This is a genomic window from Nocardia flavorosea, assembly GCF_015477805.1.
GTDB lineage: Bacteria > Actinomycetota > Actinomycetes > Mycobacteriales > Mycobacteriaceae > Nocardia > Nocardia flavorosea_A.
The window spans coordinates 1,055,522-1,073,510 of record NZ_JADLQL010000002.1 but is presented as its reverse complement, the minus strand read 5'-3'; the positions used below and the strand labels follow the sequence as shown (position 1 = coordinate 1,073,510).

At 67.5% G+C, this 17,989-nt stretch carries 10 protein-coding genes and 1 tRNA gene; 4 read left to right on the top strand and 7 right to left on the bottom strand.

Translation table 11 applies throughout. The annotated features are described in order from the left end of the window. Positions 1–11: 11 nt before the first annotated feature. Complete coding sequence (locus IU448_RS13800) at positions 12–1,382, bottom strand: FhaA domain-containing protein (RefSeq protein ID WP_195055906.1); 1,371 nt, start codon at positions 1,380–1,382, stop codon at positions 12–14. 249 nt (positions 1,383–1,631) lie between these two features. Between IU448_RS13800 and IU448_RS13795 the strand changes: the two genes are divergently transcribed. Then, positions 1,632–1,714, top strand: a tRNA-Leu gene (locus IU448_RS13795). A gap of 906 nt (positions 1,715–2,620) precedes the next feature. Here IU448_RS13795 and IU448_RS13790 read toward each other — a convergent pair. After that, positions 2,621–3,601: a stage II sporulation protein M gene (locus IU448_RS13790; RefSeq protein ID WP_195055905.1), complete on the bottom strand. Its 981-nt coding sequence runs from the start codon at positions 3,599–3,601 to the stop codon at positions 2,621–2,623. Positions 3,602–3,751: 150 nt separating this feature from the next. Between IU448_RS13790 and IU448_RS13785 the strand changes: the two genes are divergently transcribed. Further along, positions 3,752–4,552 carry an RDD family protein gene (locus IU448_RS13785; protein ID WP_195055904.1) on the top strand — a complete coding sequence of 267 codons (801 nt, stop codon included), beginning with the start codon at positions 3,752–3,754 and terminating at the stop codon, positions 4,550–4,552. Positions 4,553–4,692: 140 nt separating this feature from the next. On the opposite strand, the gene IU448_RS13780 is transcribed toward IU448_RS13785, so the two are convergent. From IU448_RS13780 to IU448_RS13760, 5 genes are all read right to left on the bottom strand, one after another. Further along, positions 4,693–5,988, bottom strand: coding sequence for a DUF58 domain-containing protein (locus IU448_RS13780; RefSeq protein WP_195055903.1), 1,296 nt, complete (start codon positions 5,986–5,988; stop codon positions 4,693–4,695). Positions 5,989–5,991: 3 nt separating this feature from the next. Continuing rightward, positions 5,992–6,987 carry an AAA family ATPase gene (locus IU448_RS13775; RefSeq protein ID WP_416383007.1) on the bottom strand — a complete coding sequence of 332 codons (996 nt, stop codon included), beginning with the start codon at positions 6,985–6,987 and terminating at the stop codon, positions 5,992–5,994. 5 nt (positions 6,988–6,992) lie between these two features. Continuing rightward, complete coding sequence (locus tag IU448_RS13770) at positions 6,993–8,015, bottom strand: DUF4129 domain-containing protein (protein WP_195055901.1); 1,023 nt, start codon at positions 8,013–8,015, stop codon at positions 6,993–6,995. After that, positions 8,012–8,848, bottom strand: coding sequence for a hypothetical protein (locus IU448_RS13765; RefSeq protein ID WP_195055900.1), 837 nt, complete (start codon positions 8,846–8,848; stop codon positions 8,012–8,014). Before IU448_RS13765 ends, IU448_RS13770 begins: the two co-directional genes overlap by 4 nt. A gap of 384 nt (positions 8,849–9,232) precedes the next feature. Beyond that, positions 9,233–10,888 (bottom strand): DUF4407 domain-containing protein, encoded by a 1,656-nt coding sequence (locus IU448_RS13760; RefSeq protein WP_195055899.1) that lies wholly within the window; start codon positions 10,886–10,888, stop codon positions 9,233–9,235. Positions 10,889–11,837: 949 nt separating this feature from the next. Here IU448_RS13760 and gltB point away from each other — a divergent pair. Next, positions 11,838–16,490, top strand: coding sequence for a glutamate synthase large subunit (gene gltB / locus IU448_RS13755; protein WP_195055898.1), 4,653 nt, complete (start codon positions 11,838–11,840; stop codon positions 16,488–16,490). Further along, complete coding sequence (locus IU448_RS13750) at positions 16,483–17,952, top strand: glutamate synthase subunit beta (RefSeq protein WP_195055897.1); 1,470 nt, start codon at positions 16,483–16,485, stop codon at positions 17,950–17,952. The genes gltB and IU448_RS13750 overlap by 8 nt, the downstream gene beginning before the upstream one ends. Positions 17,953–17,989: the final 37 nt, after the last annotated feature.

Here is a 17,989-nt window from a genome sequence, read left to right as displayed (position 1 = left end):
AGCCTACGGCATCAGACAATACGGATAAGGATCTCGGAATGCCCGGCACGGATCACATCGCCGTCGGCCAACTGCCAGTCCTGTACCGGTGAACCGTTGACGAGGGTTCCGTTGGTCGAGCCGAGGTCGGAGAGCATCGCGGTCTGACCGTCCCAGCGCACCTCGATATGGCGGCGGGAGACACCGGTGTCCGGCAGCCGGAAATGGGCATCCTGGCCACGGCCGATGATATTGCTGCCCTCGCGGAGCTGGTAGGTGCGGCCACTGCCGTCGTCGAGCGCCAGCGTGGCGGAGAATCCGGGGCCGGCCGCCGGCGCGTACCCGCCCTGGGCGCCGTAGGGGGCCTGCTGCGCGCCCTGCGGGTATCCCTGCGCACCCTGCTGAGCGTACCCCTGCTGGTCGTAGCCCTGGTCGTACCCTGGCTGGGCATATCCCTGCTGGTCGTAGCCCTGGTCGTACCCTGGCTGCGCGTACCCCTGCTGGTCGTAGCCGCCCTGGGGCGCATATCCCTGCTGGTCGTAACCCTGGTCGTAGCCCTGCTGACCCTGATAACCCTGGTCGTAGCCGGGCTGCTGGGCATAGCCGCCCTGGTCGTACCCGGGTTGCTGGGCGTATCCGCCCTGGTCGTAGCCGCCCTGGGGCGCGTATCCCTGCTGGTCGTAGCCCTGGTCGTAGCCGGGCTGGGCGTACCCGCCCTGGTCGTAACCCTGCTGACCGCCGTATCCCTGCTGGTCGTAGGCGGCGCCGCCCTGCTGGTAGTCGTAGCCGTTCTGATAATCGGGGGCGCCGTTGTACTGCGCGCCGGGACCGTAGTCCTCGGGGTACGCGCCGTTCTGCGGCCCGCGTCCCGCGGGTCCGGGAGCGTACCCGCGATTGCGTGGATCGGACTCCGCGTGCTCACGGCTCGGGTCGTAGCCAGAGTTCTGCGTCATGGGGCCAGCTCCTGGTTGCGGGTTAGCGGGTCGTTGTAGCGGTTCCGGGCGGTGAGCCGAGGCAGCTCCACGGCCGGCATCGGGGTCGACGCGGCCGCTCGTCCTGAACATTCCGGTGTGCAGCGTAGGGGATGCCTCGAAGACCACGTGTACTTCGCCGTAGGTCTGCCATCCTTGTTCACGGATGTAATCCTGCAGATGTTTGGCGAAAGCGCGGGTAGTGAGGTCGTGATCGGCATCGAATTGCCGGTGGTCCGACGAGTTGATCGTGATCACATAGCTGTTGGGTGCGAGCAGATGCCCACCGCCGAGATCTTGGACACTGTCGGCGGCCTCACGCTGCAGCGCGGCCTCGACCTCCTGCGGAACGACGTTCCCGCCGAAGACCCGGGCGAAGACATCACCGACGGCGCCCTGGAGTCGGCGCTCGAATCTCGAGACGATCCCCATCTGGGCCCTCCCTTCGGTGAGTCTCTCCTCATTCTTTACGACGACACGCGAATACGGCGTGTCGTTCTACGAGCACGTTCTCTGCATGATATCCGCGATCGGCTATACCTGTAACTACCGCAACGGTGGCGGAGTTCCCCGCGCGCGTGAACCGGCCGTGGAATTCAGGTCACAAGCCTGCCGGGCGGGCCTGTGACCTCGTGATTTCACCTCTCGCTCGTCTGCGTGCTACGGTCTTATCCGTCGCTCGGGCGAGTGGCGGAATGGCAGACGCGCTGGCTTCAGGTGCCAGTGTCCTTCGGGACGTGGGGGTTCAAGTCCCCCTTCGCCCACTGAAAAGCCGTGGACCACAGGTTCACGGCTTTTTCGTTTCCGGGACCGGTCCCGTGCCCGGTGGGGCTGCCGGGAACATCCGGGGCGTCGCAGGCCGGCGCAAGCCTGCCGCCGCATTTCTTGTCCTCTCGACAGGCAGTTCTTCAGGGCGTTCCCGCTCCGGGAGTCGTAGGCCGGGCGAGTCCTTTCAGTGCGTCTGTTCGTGAACGTGTGGGGCGGTGCAACCGGCTGTATGCCGAATTGAGACGAAGGTCACACGATTGATTTTCGGTTGCGGTCGCACTGCTGAGGCTTACCTTATTCTGATGTGTGGGTGACCTAGTTCACGTCCCGGAACCGGGCTGGTTAACAATGCGCGGGTCCACCCCTGGGGTGAATACGGGGGCGCGGGAAGGTTTGAGGCGAGTAAACCGACCCAAGGTTTCTTTTGCTTGGATGAACGGGCTCGAGGCCGTGTTAATCCTTCGCGAATGACCTGGTCGCAGATGGAACGGCCGAGTTAACGGCGGTTCGGGCCGCGGTTGCCGGGACCCGATTTCCGGTTGCGTGTAACCCCGGTAACGGATATGCCTGTGACCAGTAAAAACCAAATGTACTTGCAAATGAAAGCACCGCTGTAAGGCCGTGTGGGCCTGCTGGAAGTTAGCTGGAGTGGGGTTCGAGAGGGGTTGTCTGAAGGTTTGCCGACTTCGGACTTATACCTGTGACCTCTTACGCAACCGGTTGCGTAGGCATAACGATTGTGTAGAGTCGACGGTAACGCTGGCCGCAGCTAGAGCGGCGACTCGCTGCGGCCAGCGGAATTCAATCGGGGGAATTCTCACTGATCATCGGTAACGCGTTGCTGTCACCTCACGAAGCGGTGCCCGTCGTCGTGTGCTCGGCGTTGTCTATTCGTAATCCCGTTACCCGCATTCGGTCGACCGGGCGGCGCTGGTCTCGGATTCGGAGTACGCCCTGCGTCCCGCGGTGAAGATGTAGACGAGGAACAGTGTCTCGGCGAGTAGGCCGCAGGCGATCCGAATGGGCGCCGGCAACGCGCTGGGAGTGACGAAACCCTCGAGCAAGCCCGCTACCAGCAGTGTCGGTACCAGGCCCAGGGCGATAGTGGCGGTGAGGCGGCCCTGCCGGGCCATTGCTTCGGTACGGCTCGCGCGCCCCGGATCGACGAGCGTCCAGCCGAGTCGGAGCCCGGCGCCACCGGCGATGAAAATCGCTGTCAACTCCAGCATGCCGTGCGGGAGCAGGAATCCGAACAGCGAATCCAGCCGCCCGGCATCGGCCATGAGACCGGCTGTTACGCCGATATTCAGCGCGTTCATGAACAGCAGGTACAGCACCGGCAGAATCAGGACACCGAGGAACAGTGCCAGCGCGCAGACCCAGGCATTGTTGGTCCAGACCAATGCGGCGAATGCGTCGTTCGGATGTTCGGTGTAATAGGTTTCGAACGCTCCGCCCGGCGCGGTGAGTGCCCCGGTGTCCTCCGGCAACCCGAGGGATCCGCGCGCCGACGGGTCCGCCGAGACCCACGTCGCGAAGCCCACCACCACAGTCAGGAACACGACAGCCACTGCGAGCCACCAACCGAAGGTCCCGTAGACCGCGGCCGGGAACCGATGAGTGAAGAATCGGCGGATCTCGGTCCAGGTATCGGGTGAGCTCCCGACGATCCGGCCGCGCGCCCGCGCCAATACCGCGCTCAAACCGGCGACGAGTTCAGGTTCGGGGCTGTGTGTCTGCAACCGGGCCAGCTGCTGGGATGTGCGCCGGTAGAGATCCACCAGCTCATCGGCCTCGGCGCCGGTCGGCTTCCGGCGGCCGGCCAAGTAATTGAGCCTGGCCCAGGCTTGGCGATGCCTCGTACTGTAGGCGTCCACATCCATCGGCTGACCTCCCGCTTCGCCGTTCTGCCCGTGTGCACCGGCCCGGCGGAAAACGCGTGGACCGGCAGCGTCCCGGTGAACCGGTGATATACCCCCGCGTTCGGCGAAGCCGGTTACGACCCGGGTGGCCGTGAAAGAATGCTATGCGATATGGCTGAATTCACGACGGGGGAAGCGGTGGCACTCGAGTTGCCGGTCGCCCGTATCCCGACACGTGCCGCGGCATTCGTGCTGGATCTGATTCTGCAGACCGTGCTCGGGGTCTTGCTGCTCACGCTGATCATGCTCGTATTGCAAGGGGACGACAGCAGCCCCTGGTTCACCACGCTGTCCCTGGTCTCGCTGGTCACCGTGCTGGTCGGCTATCCCGTGTTCTGGGAAACCGTGCTGCGCGGTGTGTCACCCGGGAAATTCGCACTCGGGCTGCGGGTGGTGCGCGCCGACGGCGGCCCCGTCGATTTCCGGCATGCGCTCACCCGCGGGTTGACCGGCGCGATCGTCGACTTCTGGATGCTCGGTCTCTTCGGCCTGATCGCGGTGGTGACTTCGATGTGCTCACCCCACGCACGCCGGGTGGGCGATGTCCTGGCGGGAACGGTGGTCGTGCATATCCGGCAGCAGCTGTCCCTGCCCGCGCTGGCGATACCCCCGGCTTGGCTCACCGGCTGGTCGGCCGGTCTCGATCTCACCGGGTTGCCCGAGGACCTGGCGCTCGCGGTGCGCCAGTATCTGACCCGCGTCGACTCGCTCACCCCGGGCGCGCGGCACGAAATCGGCCAGGCATTGGTTTCCGCGGTGTGTGCGCGGATCGGGGTCGCGGCGCCGAGCGGATATCCGCCCGTACAGATACTCGGAAGCGTGATCGCCGAACGGCAGCGGCGTTCGCTACCTGCATTTCCGGCACCGCCGATGATGTACTCGCCGGCGCAGCTACCGGTGCGGTCGCACTGAGTCGGGGACGCGCCGAACTGCACGGGCGTACTGTCGCGTTCTCGACCCCCTGCCCCGCCGTGGCCGATACAGCATGCGCGCGGCGCGGGAAAGGCGCGCCTCGCCCATCGAGGTACTGGCGGTCCGGCCTCGCGCCGGGATCACAGCGAGGCGGACTGTTTGAGCTCCAGATACTCGTCTGCCAGCGCACCCGGCAGGTCCGGGGCGGCGGCGGCGATCACGGCGATACCCATCCGGCGTAGCGTTTCCTGGAGCACCGCCTGCTCCGCGAGCCGGGATTCGGCAGCTGCCGCCCGGTAGAGCGCGCGCAGATCGCTGCGGTCGGCAGCCGCAGCGGCGATTTCCGGATCGGTGACCGAGACGATCAGCACCCGGTGCCGTTCGGCCAGCACCGGCAGCACCGGAAGCAGGTTCTCGGTGACCGCGGCGCTGTCCAGGCCGGTGAACCAGACGATGAGGCTGCGGCGGCGGGCCCGGCGGATGGCGGCCCGCACCAGCCCCTCGGCATCGGTATCGACGAGCGCGGGCGTGACCCCGGCCAGCGCGTGCATGAGTTTCGGTTGCACGCCGCGGCCGAGGCCGGCGCGTACTTCGGCGCGTACCTCGCGGTCGTAGGCGAGCAGGCCGACCATATCGCCGCCCGCGGCGGCCAGACTGCCCAGCAGCAGCGCCGCCTCGATCGCGCCGTCGAGCCGGGTGCCGGGCCCCACCCGGGCGGCACTGATCCGGCCGGTGTCCAGCAGCATCAGCAGTTGCCGGTTACGTTCCGGGCGCCAGGTCCGCACCAGCACATCGGTGGCCCGCGCGGTGGCACGCCAGTCGATCGTGCGGACATCGTCGCCCGGCACGTATTCGCGGAAGGAATCGAATTCGGTGCCCTGGCCGCGCAGATGCGCCGGACTCCGGCCTTCCAGATGATGCAGCCGTTTGACCTTGCCCCCGAGTAACCGTTCGCTGCGGAACGGGGGCAGCGCCCGGACCCGCGCGGGTACGCGCCGCTGGAACTGGTGACCGGCCAGTCCCAGCGGGCCGAACAGGCGCACGGTGACCGGGCCGGCGGCGCGATCACCGCGACGGGTGGGTGTGAGGGTGGTCCGTACCCGGACTCGGCGCCCGGGTGCGAGGTGCAGCCGGTGGTCCCGGCCGGCGGCCCCGGCACTGTCGGGCCAGTCGTCCCACAGCCTGCCGCGTACCGTGCGGGAGCCCGTATTGGCCACCGTGAGCTCGATCCCGGTCGCGGCGCCGAGCCGCAGGACCGTCAGTTCCGTTCGTTCGAGCACCACGTCGGCGCTACCGGGGGTGAGAGCGCGATCGGTCACTGCCAGTGCGCAGAGCAGTGCGGTCGCCGACAGGACGCCGAACCACGACGGTGCAACCATCACGACGAAAAACGCTGCCGCTACCGCGACCGCGAACAACCGGCCCGTGACGACCACGGGCTACACCGGAACCGGAACTGATTGCAGCAGACCGGCCAGCACTTGCTCCCCGGTGATCCCGTCGAGTTCGGCCTCGGGCCGCAGTTGCAGCCGGTGCCGCAGTACGGCCACCGCTACGGTTTTCACATCGTCGGGGGTCACGAAGCCCCGGCCGTTCAACCAGGCCAATGCTCGGGCGGCGGCCATGAGCGAGGTCGCGCCGCGCGTGGAGGCGCCGTGGGCGACCGCCGGCGCCGTCCGGGTGGCACGGCAGAGGTCGACTGTGTAAGCGAGCACTTCGGGCCGGATCGCCACCTGCGCGATCGCGGCGCGCCCTGCGGCGATATGCGCCGGACCGGCCACCGGGCGTAATCCGGCGGCGGCCAGATCGCGGGGGTCGAAACCCTCGGCATGCCGTTGCAGGATCCGGAATTCGTCGTCGCGTCCGGGCAGGTGGATATCGACCTTGAACAGGAAACGGTCCAGCTGGGCCTCGGGCAGAGGGTAGGTGCCCTCCTGTTCGATCGGATTCTGCGTGGCGACCACCACGAAGGGGTCGGGCAGGGGGCGAGGGCTCCCGTCGACGGAGACCTGACGTTCCTCCATCGATTCCAGCAGCGCGGACTGGGTTTTCGGCGGGGTGCGGTTGATCTCGTCGGCCAGCAGCAGGTTGGTGAAGACCGGGCCGTCCCGGAAGGTGAACTCGGCCGAATGCGGATCGTAGATCTGCGAGCCGGTGATATCGCCGGGCATCAGGTCGGGCGTGAACTGGACTCGGCTGTGTTCCAGTTCCAAGGCGGTGGCCAGGGCGCGGACCAGCAGCGTTTTCGCCACTCCGGGGACGCCCTCGAGCAGTACGTGGCCGCGGCACAGCAGGGCGAGTACGAGGTACATGACCGCGCTGTCGTTGCCGACCACCGCCTTCCCGATCTCGGTGCGCAGCGCCGCGAAGGCGGCCGCGGACTCGCCGGCGGTGGGTGCCGCCGGGTCGCCGGGGCCGGCCTTGCTGGTGTCGATACTGGTCATCCGACCTCCGCTTCGATCCATTCGAGTTGCGCGGCAACGAGTTCCAAGCTCGGTGCATCAGGGACAGGTCCGTAGAGGGCCGAGCCGACAGTGTCCGGGTCTGCCCTGATCCGGGTGGCCACCGCGGCCACGAGGGCATCCGGGGAGATACCGGCGTCGACACCGAGGGAACGGCGCAGGCGGCGCAGTGTGGCGGCCCGCAGCACGCTCGCGATATGCGCGTGGTCGCCGGAGCGCCGGTACAGGCCGGCCTGCCCGGACAACAGTTCGCCGGCGGCCACCGCCACCGGACGAGGTTCGGTGACCACCGCGCCGCGGCGGCGCGCTCGCCACCATACGAGCACGGCACCGGCGATCAGGAACTGCAGGAGGCCGAATGCCAGCCGGGCCGGCGCGTGCGCGAAAACGGAATCGTCACCGGTCGGGCGGGGGAGCCCGGGATCGTAGTCCGGTGGGGTGAGCGGCGGGGTATCCGGTGGTTGCGGTGCGCTCGGGCCGCTGCACCCCTGCAGTACCGCGTAGAGCACCAGCAGCACGACCGCCGATGCCGCCAGTGCCGCCCAGAAACGGGGCCGGCGCACCATCTCGGGCAGTTCCAGACCGAAGTTGCGCCGGCGACGGAACTTCCGCCCGACGGCCTCGACGTCCACCGGTTCGGCTGCCGGGGGCGGCGCCGCGGCGGAGAACTGATCGGCTCGGGCCAGCCGATGGTATTCGTCTGCCGCCGCGGGACGGCCGCCGTATACGACCTCGTCGAAGGCGTCGGCGGCCGGGTGGATTTCATCGGAGAGCTCGGGCGGTAGCGCCGCCGCTGCTTCCTGGGAGGTCTCGCGGGCGGTGCGGGAACGGCGTACCTCGAGCAACCCGCGCTGTTCCAGTCCGCGCAGGACCGCGCGGAAGCGCTCGCGCAGGGCGGTGTCGTAATCGCCCTGGGCCGCCGCGTGTTCGGCCGCGACGCGGTGGGTGTCGGCGGCATCGAGGCGAGGCCGGTCCGGGACGCGATGGTGCGGATCGGTCACCGATGACCTCTGCTCGCCGCGGGAATCCGAATATCCATCCCCTCACGGCGGCACCGGAGATCGAGATAGCCCACCACACGGGCACTGGACTCCACGATCTCGGTGCCGGCGGCCAGCAGCAGCCCCGTACCGGTCAGCAGCACGAGAAAGGGCCAGCGATGGGTACCGGAGATATCGCCGACGAACAGCGCGAGCCCCAGTAGCGGCACCGTCAGCACCGTGTAGACCAGCTGACGGCAGATCCAGACACCGGTCCGCTGCATCCGCAGCGTGCCGGTGAGCGATCCGGCGCGCGCGAGTGCGGCACGGGCCGTGGCCTGCTCGGCGAAGAGCACGGGCGCCGCCACCAGATGCCGTGCTCGCAACCAGGCCAGACCGAACCAGCAGAAGGGGTAGGCGAGCAGGAACCAGACGATGCCGAGGAAACCGAGCGGGAGGAACAGCAGGCTCGGCGCGAGGACGGCGAGGCCGACCGCGGTGAACGACAACTGGGTCAGCAGTAGCGGGCCCAGGCGTTCACCGGTCTGCCGCAATGCTTCCCACGCCCCGATCGGAAAGCCGCGCGTGCGGGCGAGGCCGGTGGTCACGGTCACCCCGCGCAGGGTTGCCCGAATGAGCCAGGCAACGGCGAGGGTGGCGTACAGCGCCGCGAGGGCGGTACCGGCATCGGAGCCATCGGTCAGATGGGAGACGAGTCCGATGACCGCCGCCACTACCGCCGCCCCGGCCAGCGTCAGCGGCCCGGCGCAGGACGCGGTTACCCGGATATCGGCCTGCAGCAGCGCGAACGGCTCGTCGAGCAGTTCGCGAAAACTCAGTGGGCGGATCGGCACCGGCGCTTTCCGGGCTCGGTGTTCCGGATCTGGTCCCGCCCCGACGGCGCCGGCCGGATGGGCGGCAGGCTGCACGCGGCCGAGTCTAACCGGTAGGCGGGGGACAAGCCGGGGATGATTCGGCCGCGCTCGTGTACCGGACCGGCCACATTCTCGAAACGGTCTCCGGCGTAGTCCCGGCGGCAGACAATGTCCGCCGCGCGCCCCGGCTTCCGGGACAGCTCCTGGACTGCTCGGGGGAATGGCGTAACCGGTCCTTCGATCGGTTACGCCGCACACCTTCTCCCTCGAACGGGCGGAGGCGGTTGCGGTGTTACCGGTGCCGATGCGGTTGCCGCGCCTGCCCAACCGCTGTGCGCCGAAATCGCTGGAGCCGTGCGCCGTTCAGTTGCCGGGAGGCAGTTCGCGGAGGTTGCGTCCTTCTGCCGGTTCCCCCGCGGTCCTGCCCGGCAGTGCGGTACCGGTGGCGGGTTCCAGATGGGTTGTCGCCGAGACGATTGCCTCGGGATCGAGGGTCAGCTCGGCGTCCACCACGGTGTTTCGTGCCGGGCTGCCGGATTCCCGGTCGCGGTCCGGCAGCGCTTGCGTGGCCACGCCGTCGACCGTGACGTTGCGGGACCGGCGCAGGGTGAAGGTGATCTCTTCGGCTTCGGTGAAGACTTGGCGGGCGGTCCGCAGGGGCCGGCTCGCGGAATCGAGGGCGTCCTCGATCGCCGAGCTCACGAAGCCCGGTACCAGCGGGCCGATCAAACGGGCGGCGGTATCGGTGAACGGAACCGTGCCCACCAGCGGAAGTTCGAGGCCGCGCGATGTTTGCCCGGATCGCTTCGCCGGCGGTGCCGGTAGACCGGATCCCGCCCCGGCCGGCAGCGCCGCCTGCTCTGCCGGTAGCGCGCCGGGTTCGGGGGCGCGTTCGGTCACCCCTATCTCCAGGCCGCCGAGCGCGGCGATCACCCGGGTCCGCTCGCGTGCCCGCGTGATGGCGGTATCGGCCTCGGCTTCCAGACGGGCCGCGGCCAGTTGCCGATCGGCCTGCACGGCGGCGGTTTCGGCGCGGACTTCCGCTTCTTTCGCTGCGATCGCCGCGTCGGCCGCACGTTCGGCGCGATCGGCCACTGCCGCGGCCGCGCGCCGCCGCTCCTGCATGGTCTCCCCGCGCCACCGGCGCAGTATCAGCGGGAGGGCCGCCAACAGGATGAAGACCGCCCAGCTGAGCAGTCGCAACAGGAACGCGCCGGCCTGGCCGGTGGTGTACTCGTGCATGGCCGCCCACCGGGCTCCGATACCGCGGTCACCCGTGGCGGCGGCCGTTGTCCGGGCTCCGTCCAGCGCGGTTCGCGCGTCGGCCACGCGCCTGTCGAGCGGGTCGACACGGCTTTGTGCAGCCGACAGGGCCGTCCGCGCATCGTCGAGCATGTCGTTGGCCGTCTGTGCCTCCGGGCCCCGGCCCGGGACACCGGTGATCTTCGTCTGCGGGCAGGCCGGGGTCGGATTGAATTCACACCGGGCGACGACGAGGGCATCGTCGATATCGGCGGTGGCTTCGGCGATATCGCGATCGAGCGCGGTGCGGTCGGCGACGGCGCGATCCAGTTCGTCCTGGGCGCTGCGTACCGCCGGAGCGGTAGCGGCCGCGGCCCCGGCGCGTTCGTCGAGAATCCGATCGACCGATCCGTCGAACAGCACAGTAGTTGCCAGTTCGGCCACTACCAGACCGGTCAGTGCGATCACCGCGACACGGGTCGCGACCGCCGGAACATTCGTTGTACCCGCGGGACGGTCGGGCCGGGCGGCGGGCTGGGCGCCGGCCAGGGCGCGGCCCACCAGGCCCAGAAGCAGCCCGGTGAGCAGTGCTGTAAGCAGGATCGCGCCCGCCGGCCACTCGGCGCGGCCCAGGGCCACTCCGGTGATCCCGGCGGAGACCAGGGCGAACAGTGCCACACCTGTGCCGGTGACGGTATAGCCGGTGCGCTCGTATCCGTCGGTGGTCTCGGTCGGCTGTCCGCCGCCGAGCCAGATGAACATGCCGGTGACGCTCATGGGACCCATTACCTCTGCAGCTGTCATCGATTCGTTGTCTCAGCGTGACAGGCCGCACGTCCGTGCATCGAGCGTGCGCACGCTGGTGTGGTCATCTTCACAGGTGCAGGTGAGCATGTCGTGCCGGAGCCTTCCGCACAGGGGGCGCGGAGACGGACGTCCGGCCGAAACCTGTGCTCCCGCAACGGAAAAAGGGACGAATCGGGGCCAGGGTGTGGCGTGAGACACGGTGCAAAGTGTTTGCTGATCGTGTGCTGGTGGACGGAAAACGCAAAACAGTCCGGACGGTCGGATCATGTTCCGTGCTTGTCACAACGCTGTCACGAACATCTCATCGAAGTGTGGAGTAGTTAGCCGCGCCCGGGTTGGTTTGCCGACGGCTGCCGCCGGGAATTCATCTTCGATGCAGGTGAGCGTGGGTTCGGCGGATGCGACGCGGCATCGGGAAAAATGCCGGACCGGTGGATCGCCGCTGTTCGGAGGGTCGATCCGGAATCGATTTCTGCCGGAATGCTGCTTTACACTGGAAAACGCGCAAACGTGGAGGAACGAATGAAGAACCCCAGCTCGAGGCCCGGCCGCCCCTTCTATTAGGGAATCCTTGGTTGGTTGGGTTCCAAGCCTGGCTTATCGTTTGCTCTTACGCCGCACATACTGATGTCCGGCCGATAGCGAGTTCGGGCAACCTACCGGCAAGGCCGGCCTAGCGGGCAAAACCCGCCCCCGGGTTCCGAGCGTGTGAGCGTTTCGTTACCGGCAGCCCCCGGCGCACAACCGCAGCTGGAAACAATTTCAGACGTGACTGCACGCCGAACACCATCAGCGCGGCTGGTGTCGGCCAACGTACGAACGCAGTCCTATCAGGGAGCGTTCGACAGTACCGGCGTTCGACAGGGCGTTCTCTCCAGGCCGCACCCACGTCGAGGTCGACTTTCTCGAAGGCAGAGGCATGACGCAACTACCTGGCCACAGGTCCCCCGGACCCATCGGGCTCTATGACCCGGCGCACGAGCACGACGCATGTGGTGTCGCGTTCGTCGGTGATATGCACGGCCGCCGCAGCCGTGACATCGTCGACAAGGCCATTACGGCCCTTTTGAACCTCGAGCACCGCGGCGCCGCGGGCGCCGAACCGAATTCCGGCGACGGCGCGGGCATCCTCATCCAGGTGCCCGACCGTTTCTTCCGCGCGGTCCTGGATTTCGACCTGCCCCCGGAAGGCTCCTATGCCACCGGCATCGCCTTCCTGCCGCAGGCCCGGCGCGAGGCGGCGCGAGCGTCCTACGGCGTCGAGAAGATCGTCAAGGAAGAGGGCCTGGCGGTACTCGGCTGGCGCGAGGTGCCGATCGACGAATCGTCGCTGGGCGCCCTGTCCCGGGATGCCATGCCGCTGTTCCGGCAGTTGTTCATCGGCTCGCCCGCGGGCGCCGCGCAGCAGCTCTCCGGGATGGACCTGGAACGGCGCGCCTACGTCATCCGTAAGCGGGTGGAGCACGAACTGGGCAAGGCCGGCGCCGGCGAGGGCGCAGTCGGTAAAGAATCGGTGTACTTCCCGAGCCTCTCCGGGCAGACCTTCGTCTACAAGGGCATGTTCACCACGCCGCAGCTGCGCGCGTTCTACCTGGACCTGCAGGACGACCGGGTGGAAAGCGCCCTGGGCATCGTGCACTCCCGGTTCTCCACCAATACCTTCCCGTCGTGGCCGCTGGCCCACCCGTTCCGTCGGGTCGCGCACAACGGTGAGATCAACACCGTCGCCGGGAACGAGAACTGGATGCGGGCCCGCGAGGCGCTACTGCGGTCCGATGTCTTCGGCAAGGATTCCGCCGGGAAGAACCGGCTGGAGAAGATTTTCCCGGTCTGTACCCCCGGTGCGAGCGACACCGCGCGGTTCGACGAGGTACTCGAACTACTGCACCTGGGCGGCCGCTCCCTGCCGCATGCGGTGCTGATGATGATTCCCGAGGCATGGGAACGCAACGAGAACATGGACCCGCAGCGGCGGGCGTTCTACGAGTACCACTCCATGCTCATGGAGCCGTGGGACGGTCCCGCCTCGGTGTGCTTCACCGACGGCACCGTCATCGGCGCCGTGCTGGACCGCAACGGCCTGCGTCCGAGCCGGATCTGGGTCACCGAGGACGGCCTGGTGGTCATGGCCTCCGAGGTCGGTGTGCTCGATATCGACCAGTCCAAGGTCGTGCGCAAGATCCGCCTGCAGCCGGGGCGGATGTTCCTGGTCGATACCGCCCAGGGCCGGATCGTCGACGACGAGGAGATCAAGGCGCAACTGGCCGCCGAGCATCCCTACCGGGAATGGCTCGACGCCGGGATCAAGCACCTCTCCGATCTGCCCGATCGCCCGCATGTGCATATGTCGCACGACCGGGTGCTCATCCGGCAGCAGATCTTCGGGTACACCACCGAGGAACTGAACCTGCTCATCTCGCCGATGGCCAAAACCGGTGCCGAGGCGCTGGGCTCGATGGGTACCGATACCCCGATCGCCGTGCTGTCGGCGCGGCCGCGGTTGCTGTTCGACTACTTCTCCCAGCAGTTCGCACAGGTCACCAACCCGCCGCTGGACGCCATCCGGGAAGAGGTCGTCACCAGCCTGCGCCGCCATATCGGCCCGGAAGCCGATCTGCTGCATCCCGGCCCCGAGTCCTGCCGGCAGATCGCGGTCCAGCAGCCGATCATCGATAACGACGAGCTGGCGAAGCTGGTCCATATCAACGACGACGGCAGCCATCCCGGCCTCCGGTCGGTGGTGGTGCGCGGCCTGTACGAGGTTGCGGCCGGTGGCGAGGGTCTGCGCCGCGCGCTGGACGCCATCAACACCCAGGTATCGGCCGCGATCGACGGCGGTGCCCGCATCATCGTGCTGTCGGACCGCGAATCCAACGAGAAGCTCGCGCCGATCCCGTCATTGCTGCTCACCGCGTCGGTGCACCACCACCTGGTCCGGGAACGCACTCGGACCATGGTCGGCCTCGTGGTCGAGGCCGGTGACGCCCGCGAGGTGCACCATATGGCCACTCTCGTCGGTTTCGGCGCCGCCGCGATCAACCCGTACATGGCCTTCGAATCGATCGAGGACATGCTCGAGCGTGGCGCACTGAGCGTTCCCGGCAGCACCGGCGACCTGGCGGCCGACTATCGCAAGGCGGTCGCGAACTACAACAAGGCCGCGAGCAAGGGCGTGCTGAAGGTGATGTCCAAGATGGGCATCTCCACGGTCGCCTCCTACAACGGTGCGCAGTTGTTCCAGGTGATCGGCCTGTCGCAGGAGTTGGTGGACGAATACTTCACCGGTCTGCGCTCGCACCTGGGTGGTATCGGCCTGGACGAGATCGCCACCGATGTGGCGACCCGGCATTCGGTCGCGTTCCTGGAGAACCGCAACGAGCGCGCGCATCGCGAGCTCGAGGTGGGCGGCGAATACCAGTGGCGGCGCGAAGGCGAGTACCACCTGTTCAACCCGGACACCGTGTTCAAGCTGCAGCACGCCACCCGCAGCGGGCAGTACTCGATCTTCAAGGAGTACACCAAGCTGGTCGACGACCAGTCCGAGCGCCTGGCCTCGCTGCGCGGCCTGATCAAGTTCAAGAAGGGTGCGCGGTCGCCGATTTCGATCGACGAGGTCGAGCCCGCTGCCGAGATCGTCAAGCGTTTCTCCACCGGTGCCATGAGCTACGGCTCGATTTCGGCCGAGGCGCACGAAACCCTGGCCATCGCGATGAACCGGCTGGGTGGCCGCTCGAACTCCGGCGAGGGCGGCGAATCGCCGGCCCGGTTCGAGCCGGAGGACAACGGCGACTGGCGCCGCAGCGCGATCAAACAGGTCGCCTCGGGCCGGTTCGGTGTCACCGCGCACTACCTGACCAACTGCACCGATATCCAGATCAAGATGGCCCAAGGCGCCAAGCCTGGCGAGGGCGGCCAGCTGCCCGCGCACAAGGTGTACCCGTGGGTCGCCGAGGTCCGGCATTCGACGCCGGGCGTGGGCCTGATCTCGCCGCCGCCGCATCACGATATCTACTCGATCGAGGATCTGGCGCAGCTCATCCACGACCTGAAGAACGCGAACCCGCAGGCGCGGATTCACGTGAAACTTGTTGCCGAGCCCGGTGTCGGCACCGTCGCGGCGGGTGTGTCCAAGGCGCACGCCGATGTGGTGCTGATCTCCGGTCACGACGGTGGCACCGGTGCTTCGCCGCTCACCTCGCTCAAGCACGCGGGTGGGCCGTGGGAGCTCGGTCTGGCCGAAACGCAGCAGACTTTGCTGCTCAACGGACTGCGTGACCGGATCGTGGTGCAGGTCGACGGTCAGATGAAGACCGGCCGCGATGTGGTGATCGCCGCGCTGCTCGGTGCCGAGGAGTACGGTTTCGCGACCGCGCCGCTGGTGGTTTCCGGCTGCATCATGATGCGGGTCTGCCATCTCGACACCTGCCCGGTGGGTGTGGCCACTCAGAATCCCGTGCTGCGCGACCGGTTCACCGGTAAGCCGGAATTCGTCGAGAACTTCTTCATGTTCATCGCCGAAGAAGTCCGGGAGCTGCTGGCCGAACTCGGCTTCCGCAGCCTGGACGAGGCCGTCGGCCGGGTCGATCTGCTCGATACCACCAAGGCCAAGCAGCATTGGAAGGCCAGCAAACTGGATCTGTCGCCGATCCTCGACGATGTCGAGACGGCGTTCATGTTCCAGGACCGCCGACGCACCAAGGAGCAGGACCACGGCCTGGACAAGGCGCTGGACAACGAGCTGATCGCACAGAGCCGCGATGCGCTCGAGTTCGGTAAACCGGTCAAGATCGACACCAAGATCACGAATGTGAACCGGACCGTCGGCACCATGCTCGGCCACGAGGTGACCAAGCTCTACGGCGGCGCCGGCCTGCCCGACGACACCATCGACATCACGCTCACCGGTTCGGCCGGTAACAGCTTCGGTGCCTTCGTCCCGGCAGGTATCACCCTGCGGGTGCAGGGTGACGCGAACGACTATGTCGGTAAGGGTCTTTCGGGCGGTCACCTGGTGGTACGCCCCGCGCCCAATGCTCCGGCGGAATTCGTCGCCGAAGAGAACATCATCGCGGGCAACGTGATCCTGTTCGGCGCGACCAGCGGCCAGGCGTTCATCAACGGTGTGGTGGGCGAACGGTTCGCCGTGCGCAACTCCGGTGCCATCGCGGTGGTCGAGGGCGTGGGCGACCACGCCTGCGAGTACATGACCGGTGGTCGCGTCGTCATCCTCGGTGATACCGGACGTAACTTCGGCGCCGGTATGTCCGGCGGCATCGCGTTCGTCTACGACCCCGACAACACGTTCAGCGGCCGGGTCAACCCGGAACAGGCGGACGCCATCGAGGCGCTGTCCGGTGACGATTTCACCTGGCTGCGCGATATCATCGGCCGGCACCGGGAACAGACCGGTTCCGCTGTGGCCGAACGGATCCTGGGCGACTGGTCGCAGCAGGTGAACCACTTTGTGAAAGTCATGCCGCGCGAGTACAAGAAGGTGCTGCTCGCCATCTCCGAGGCCGAGAAGAGCGGTAAAGACGTCGACGCTGCGATTATGGAGGCCGCTCGTGGCTGACACCCAAGGTTTTCTGAAGCACACCTCCCGGGAGCTGCCCGAACGTCGTCCGGTGCCGTTGCGCCTGATGGACTGGAAAGAGGTCTACCAGGAGGGTTTTCCGCACGAAACCCTGCAGCGGCAGGCCAGCCGCTGTATGGACTGCGGTATTCCGTTCTGTCACAACGGCTGCCCGCTGGGTAACCTGATTCCCGAGTGGAACGACCTGGTCTACCAGGACCGTTGGCGCGAGGGCATCGACCGGCTGCACGCGACCAACAACTTCCCGGAATTCACCGGGCGGCTGTGCCCGGCTCCGTGCGAGGCATCCTGCGTGCTCGGGATCAACCAGGATCCGGTGACCATCAAACAGGTCGAGGTCGAACTCATCGAGAACGCCTTCGACGAGGGCTGGGTCGCGCCGGTGTACCCCACCCGGCTCACCGGTAAGAAGGTCGCCGTGGTCGGTTCCGGGCCCGCGGGTCTGGCCGCCGCGCAGCAACTAACCCGCGCCGGGCACACCGTCACCGTGTTCGAGCGGGCCGACCGCATCGGTGGCCTGCTCCGGTACGGCATCCCGGAATTCAAGATGGAGAAGCGTTTCATCGACCGCCGCCTGGCGCAGATGGAGGCCGAGGGCACCATCTTCAAGACCGGCGTGAACGTCGGTGTCGATATCACCGCCGACGAACTGCGTGAACGGTACGACGCGGTGGTCCTCGCCGGTGGCGCCACCCAGGCCCGCGATCTGCCCATTCCGGGCCGCGAGCTGGACGGTATCCACCAGGCGATGGAGTTCCTGCCCTGGGCCAACCGGGTCCAGCACGGGGACGCGGTGACCGACGAGAACGGTCTGCCGCCGATCCACGCGCACGGCAAAAAGGTCGTCATCATCGGCGGCGGTGACACCGGCGCCGACTGCCTGGGCACCTCGCACCGCCAGGGCGCGGCCAGCGTGCACCAGTTCGAGATCATGCCGCGGCCGCCGGCCGAACGCGCCGGCTCCACCCCGTGGCCGACCTACCCGCTCATGTACCGGGTTTCCTCGGCGCACGAAGAGGGCGGCGAACGCGTGTTCTCGGTGAACACCGAGCGGTTCGTCGGCTCCGACGGCAAGGTGACCGGGCTCGAGGCGCACGAGGTCAAGATGGTCAACGGCCGGTTCGAGAAGGTCGAGGGTACCGATTTCACCCTCGAGGCCGATCTCGTCCTGCTGGCCATGGGTTTCGTCGGGCCGGACAAGCCGGGTCTGCTCACCGATCTCGGCGTCGGCTACGACCAGCGCGGCAACGTCCAGCGGGACAAGAAATGGGCCACCAATATCCCCGGTGTCTTCGTCGCCGGCGATATGGGCCGCGGCCAGTCGCTGATCGTCTGGGCGATCGCCGAGGGCCGGGCCGCGGCCTCCGCGGTGGACGAGTACCTGGAAGGCGAAACCGCTCTGCCGGCCCCGATTCCGCCGACCGCGGTCGCGCAGCGTTGAGTTAGGCACCGAACCGACCGACGGCGCGGTACCTCCG